Origin of the sequence: Paenibacillus sp. P2(2022) (genome assembly GCF_029522175.1) — a bacterium.
GTDB lineage: Bacteria > Bacillota > Bacilli > Paenibacillales > Paenibacillaceae > Paenibacillus > Paenibacillus polymyxa.
Genome location: NZ_JAKWFI010000020.1, coordinates 1 through 6779 on the forward strand (window position 1 = coordinate 1; position 6779 = coordinate 6779).

General features: G+C 54.3%; 1 protein-coding gene. It reads left to right on the forward strand.

Annotated elements, in window-relative coordinates:
* A partial coding sequence (locus MMB75_RS25805; RefSeq protein ID WP_277511594.1) for a non-ribosomal peptide synthetase occupies positions 1-6779 on the forward strand: 6779 nt, incomplete at both ends.

Genomic DNA, 6779 nt, shown 5'->3' on the forward strand with positions numbered 1-6779 from the left:
CGCTGTTTGACACGATGTTTGAGCTGAAAACAATGGAGCAGCAGGAGTTCGAGCTGGAAGGTCTGACCTTGAGCTCCTATCCACTGGACAATCATACGGCCAAGTTTGATCTGAGCTTGGAGGCCATGGAGCAGCCCGAAGGTATTCTGTGCCGTCTGGAATACAGCACGGCGCTGTATAAGCCGGAGACCATGACGCGATTGGCACAGCATTTTGCGGAAATCGTTCGAGCTATTGCCTATCATCCACAGCAGCCCCTGGCAGTTTTGAATATGGTAACCGCCGAGGAAAAAGAGCAACTCATCGATGGATTTGGAAATGTGGGGGTATTAGGTGCTGATGCTGTTGAAGCGGGAGCCCTGTTCCATGCCTATGTGGAAGAACAAGCCCAGCTTGTGCCGGATCACGTGGCGGTGGTGTATGAGGAGCAACAGCTGACGTACCGCAAACTGAACGAGCGTGCGAACCAATTGGCGCGTAAATTGCGAAAGGAAGGCATTGGACGCGAATCGATTGTCGGCATTTTGAGTGAACGCTCGGTAGACATGCTGGTCGGCGTATTGGCGGTGTGGAAAGCCGGAGGCGCTTATGTGCCGCTGGATGCAGACTATCCATCCGAACGGATTCGTTTCATGCTGGAGGACAGCGGTGCGACGGTACTGTTAACTCAAACCGACCTGCTGGAGCGCGCACAAGCATGGCTGAATGAAAGCCAATGGGCTTTGGGCGATGAAAATGCTAAGGTTGAGCTGGAGACAGCGGTTAGCGCTGAAACGATGGAAAGAGACAGCCTGAATGAAGGCTTAGGCTTGAAATCAGATTCGAAGTCTGACAGCGAAGCAGCATCTGAATCCGTAGCGAACTTGCGTCTGCATACCGTACTGACGCTGGACGATGAGTCGCTGTACACCGGGGATGCCACGAATATCGAGCCGATCAATGAACCGCACGATCTGGCGTATGTGATCTACACGTCGGGGACAACGGGACGTCCGAAGGGCGTCATGATTGAGCATCGCAGCTTGGTGAATACCGCTGCGGCCTATCGTCGGGGTTACCGCCTGAGCGAATTCCCGGTACGACTGCTACAACTGGCTAGCTTCTCCTTCGACGTGTTCGTCGGCGATATTGCGCGGACACTCTATAACGGGGGAACGATGGTCATCTGTCCGAAAGACGACCGGATTGATTTTAGCCGTCTCCACGGATGGATTCGTGATTATCAAATTACGGTGTTCGAATCCACACCGGCTTTGATCGTACCGTTTATGCAGCATGTGCATGAACACGCACTAGACATGAGTAGTCTAGAGCTGCTCATCACGAGCTCGGATAGCTGCAGTGTGACAGACTACCGAGTGCTGCAGGAGCGGTTTGGTGCGGACATCCGCATCATCAACAGCTACGGTGTTACGGAAGCGGCGATTGACTCCAGCTTCTACGACGAAGAACTGTCGAAGTTGCCAGGCAGCGGCCATGTGCCGATTGGTCAGGCGTGGCTGAACGCACGCTTCTACATTGTGGACAGCCAGCTGAATCCAGTGCCGATCGGCGTACTGGGCGAGCTGTGCATTGGCGGTGCTGGTGTGGCACGGGGGTACCTGAACCGTGCGGACTTGACGGCGGAGAAATTCGTAGCGAACCCGTACGTGCCGGGTGAACGACTGTATCGTACCGGCGACTTGGCGCGGTGGATGCCGGACGGCCATGTAGACTTTATCGGCCGGATGGATGATCAGGTCAAAATCCGGGGCTTCCGGATTGAACTGGGCGAGGTGGAAGCGCAGCTGCTGACTGTGGCTGGCATTGAGAAAGCGATCGTCACCGCCTGGGAAAACGAAGACGGAGACAAGGATCTGTGTGCGTATGTCGTAGCCTCGGAGGCGCTGAATTTGCCGGAGCTGCGCAGCACACTGCAGCCCAAACTGCCGGGCTATATGATCCCGACCTACGTCGTACCCCTGGATCGTTTCCCGCTGACACCGAATGGGAAAATCGACCGCAAAGCGTTGCCCGCACCGGAAGCGCGCCTCGAAGGAGGCACGGAGTACGTTGCGCCGCGCACAGAGCTGGAAGAGCAGCTGGTCCGTATTTGGAAAAGCGTTCTGAATCATCACCAAATAGGCATCCAGGATAACTTCTTTGAAGTGGGAGGACATTCGCTGCGTGCTACTACCCTGATGGCGAAAATTCATCAGGAGCTGAATCACAAGCTGGCCTTGCGAGATATTTTCCAATATCCGACGATTGAGCAATTGGTACAGGTGATGGGTGAAGATCAGACCCAGCAAACGTATGTATCCATACCTGTGGCAGAGGAGCGCGAATATTACCCCGTTTCTTCGGCACAAAAACGGATGTACGTTCTGAGTCACCTGGAAGGTGGAGAGGTTAGCTACAACATGCCAGGAGCTTTGATTATCGAAGGTTCCTTGGATAAAAAAAGACTGGAACAAGCCTTCCGCCAGCTGATTGAACGTCATGAGGCCCTCCGAACCCGATTCGAGATGGTGGATGGTGAGGTGATTCAGCGGATTGAATCCAGCGCCCCATTCAGCGTGGAGTATGTACAGGCAAGTGAAGAAGAGACACCGCAGTACGCACAGGACTTTGTACGTGCATTTGATCTCGCACAAGCCCCATTGCTGCGGGTTCAGTTGATCGAAAATGGACCGGGGCGTCACGTCATGCTCTATGACATGCACCATATTATTTCGGATGGCGTGACGGAAGGCATTATCGTGCAGGAGTTCTCTCAATTGTATGAAGGCCAGGAACTGCCGCCACTGCGGATTCAGTACAAGGACTATGCGGTTTGGCAGCATGCAGATATGCAAAGTGAACGCCTTCGTGAGCAAGAAAGCTATTGGCTGAAAACCATGTCAGGTGAAATCCCGGCGCTGGATATGCCAACGGATTTTACAAGACCTGCTGTACAGCGTCTGGAAGGAACTCGATTTGAGTTTGCGATCCGCATGGAGGACAGCGAGCAGCTGAAGCAGCTGGCCGCGCAAACTGGCTCTACCTTGTACATGGTGTTGCTGGCAGCGTATAGCACGCTTTTGCATAAATACACGGGTCAAGAGGACATCATCGTCGGCACGCCGATTGCCGGAAGACCACATGCGGAACTGGGGAGCCTGGTAGGCGTATTCCTCAACACGCTGGCGATTCGCAATTATCCGTGTGGCGACAAAACGTTCCTGGATTATCTGCAAGAGGTCAAAGAGCATGCGCTCCGTGCGTATGAGCATCAGGAATATCCGTTTGAAGAGCTGGTTGAAAAGCTGGATTTAACGCGGGATACGAGCCGGAATGCGCTGTTTGACACGATGTTTGAGCTGAAAACATTTGAGCAGCAGGAGTTCGAGCTGGAAGGCCTAACCTTTAAGCCGTATCCGACGGACAATCCTACGTCCAAATTTGATCTGACCTTGGATGCCGTAGAGCAGCCAGAAGGCATTCTGTGCAGTCTGGAATACAGCACGGCGCTGTACAAGCCGGAGACCATTGCACGCTTTGCACAGCATTTTACCGAACTCGTACGTGCCATTACACTTCATCCACAGCAGCCACTGGCAGCTTTGGATATGGTAACCGTCGAGGAGAAGGCACAAATCCTCTATGGTTTTGGAGATGTAGGCGTATCGGAGGTTGCGGCTGAAGCAGAAGTCTTATTCCATGCCTATGTGGAAGAACAGGCACAGCTTGTGCCAGATCATGTGGCGGTGGTGTACGAGGAGCAGCAGCTTACGTACCGCCAGCTGAACGAGCGTGCGAACCAATTGGCGCGTAAATTGCGAAAGGAAGGCATTGGACGCGAATCGATTGTCGGCATTTTGAGTGAACGCTCGGTAGACATGCTGGTCGGCGTACTAGCGGTATGGAAGGCTGGAGGCGCCTATGTGCCGCTGGATGCAGACTATCCGTCCGAGCGCATTCGTTTCATGCTGGAGGACAGTGGTGCGACGGTGCTGTTGACCCAAACCAGTTTGCAGGACCGTGCCCAGGTGTGGCTGGAGGAAAGCCAACAGGCCTTGGGCGGAGGGCAGACTGAGGGTGAATTGGAAACAGCGGCTGGTGCTGAATTGATGGAAAGAGACCACCTGAGTGAAGGCGTAAGCTTGAAATCAGATTCGAAGTCTGACCGCGAAGCAGCATCCGAGCCAGCAACAGGGCTGCGTCTGCACACCGTACTAGCATTAGACGATGAGTCGCTGTATACCGGAGATGTCACAGACGTCGATCACATCAACGAGCCGCAGGATCTGGCGTATGTGATCTATACGTCCGGTACAACGGGACGTCCGAAGGGCGTCATGATCGAGCATCGCAGCTTGGTCAATACGGCTGCGGCGTATCGCCGGGATTACCGTCTGAACCAGTTCCCGGTCCGACTGCTGCAACTGGCCAGCTTCTCCTTCGACGTGTTCGTCGGCGATATTGCACGGACGCTTTATAACGGCGGCACGATGGTCATCTGTCCGAAAGAGGATCGGATTGATCCAAGCCGTCTGTACGGCTGGATTCGCGATTATCAGATTACCGTGTTCGAATCGACTCCAGCCTTGATCGTACCGTTTATGCAGCATGTGCATGAACACGGGCTGGACATGAGCAGTCTGGAGCTGCTGATTACGAGCTCGGATAGCTGCAGCGTGACGGACTACCGAGTGCTGCAAGAACGGTTTGGCGCAGATATCCGTATCATCAACAGCTATGGCGTCACGGAAGCGGCGATTGACTCCAGCTTCTACGATGAAGAGCTGTCGAAACTGCCAAGCAGCGGGAATGTGCCGATTGGACAGGCGTGGCTGAACGCACGCTTCTACATCGTAGACAGCCAGCTGAATCCGGTACCGATCGGTGTACTGGGCGAGTTGTGCATCGGCGGCATCGGGGTCGCACGGGGGTACCTGAACCGTGCGGACCTGACAGCCGAGAAATTCGTAGCGAACCCGTACGTACCGGGTGAACGTTTGTATCGCACCGGCGACTTGGCGCGGTGGATGCCGGACGGCAATGTAGACTTTATCGGCCGGATGGACTATCAAGTCAAAATCCGGGGCTATCGGATCGAGCTGGGCGAGATTGAAACGGCGATTCAGCGGGTGCCGGGTGTGCGTCAAGCCGTAGTCATCGACCGGACGGACGAGCGTGGACACAAGTATTTGTGCGGATACATCACGGGAGAAACCGAGCTGCGGATCGAGGAAGTACAGGCCGCGCTGGAAGCCGGACTGCCAGCGCACATGGTGCCAGCACGGCTGATGCGACTGGAGACGATCCCGCTGACCAGCAACGGCAAAATTGACCGTAAGGCCTTGCCGGAACCGGAAGGCAGCATTCATACCGGAGTCGCCTATGTGGCCCCACGTACGAAGGTGGAGCAAGTATTGGCTACGGTATGGGCCGGAGTGCTCGGCGTGGAGGCCGTAGGCACGCAGGATAACTTCTTCGAGCTGGGCGGCGATTCGATCAAAGCGCTGCAAGTATCGTCCCGCTTGCTACAAGCAGGTTATCGACTGGAGATGAAAGACCTGTTCAGCCATCCAACGGTGTCTGCATTGGCGCCGAAAGTCCAATCCGTTACCCGATTGGCGGATCAAAGCGAAGTGGTGGGCGCGGTGAAGCTGACACCCGTTCAACACTGGTTCTTGGAGCAAAACCTGGCGGATGCTCATCATCACAACCAGTCCATCATGCTGCATAGCAAGGATGGTTTTGATGAAGCGGCACTGCGCACAGCGATGGATCAAATGGTTAGTCATCACGATGCACTGCGGATCGTTTTCCGTCCTACCGAACACGGGTATGAAGCTTGGAATCGCGCGGTGGGTGAGGGTGAGCTGTATACGCTGGATCAGGCAGACTTCAGGAAGGAGTCGGAAGTGTCTGCGGCGATTGAGGCCAAAGCGAATGAAATTCAGGCGGGGATTCATTTAAGCGAAGGACCGCTGATGAAGCTGGGGCTGTTCCATTGCCCAGATGGAGATCATTTGCTGATAGCTATTCATCACTTAGTAGTAGATACCGTTTCTTGGCGCATTTTGTTCGAGGATCTTACGACAGCCTACGAACAAGCATTGAACGGACAACCGACTCGTCTTCCGCACAAAACGGATTCGTTCCGTACCTGGGCTGAGGGACAGTCTCACTATGCGAACGGCCCAGAAATGGCAGCAGAGCTCGCCTTCTGGCAAGAAGTAGAACAAGGTGTGTATGAGCCGCTTCCAAAAGACGAATCCCCTTTTCATTCCTTGAATAAAGACAGCGAGCTCATGACAGTCACGTGGACAGCTCAGGAAACGGAGCAGCTGTTAAAACAAGCACATCGTGCCTACAACACGGATATGAATGATTTGCTGCTGACCGCACTCGGCCTGGCTATTCATCGCTGGGCGGGTATTGAACGAGTGCTCGTCAACCTGGAAGGCCATGGACGGGAATCCATTCTGCCCGAGCTGGATATTACGCGCACGGTAGGCTGGTTTACGACCCAATTCCCGGTTGTGCTGGATATGAGTGTGAGCCAAGACCTTTCACAGCGCATCAAACAGGTGAAAGAAGGGCTACGCCGGATTCCGCAAAAGGGTATTGGCTACGGTATGCTGAGATACCTGTCCGCGGCATGTGAGCAAGAGCGTTTTGTAACCGAACCTGAAATCAGCTTTAACTATTTGGGACAATTTGATCAGGATATGCAAAATCAATCCATTGGCGTGTCTCCTTACGCTAGCGGTGCCGAGCTGAGCGCACATGCAGCCAGATCGCACACG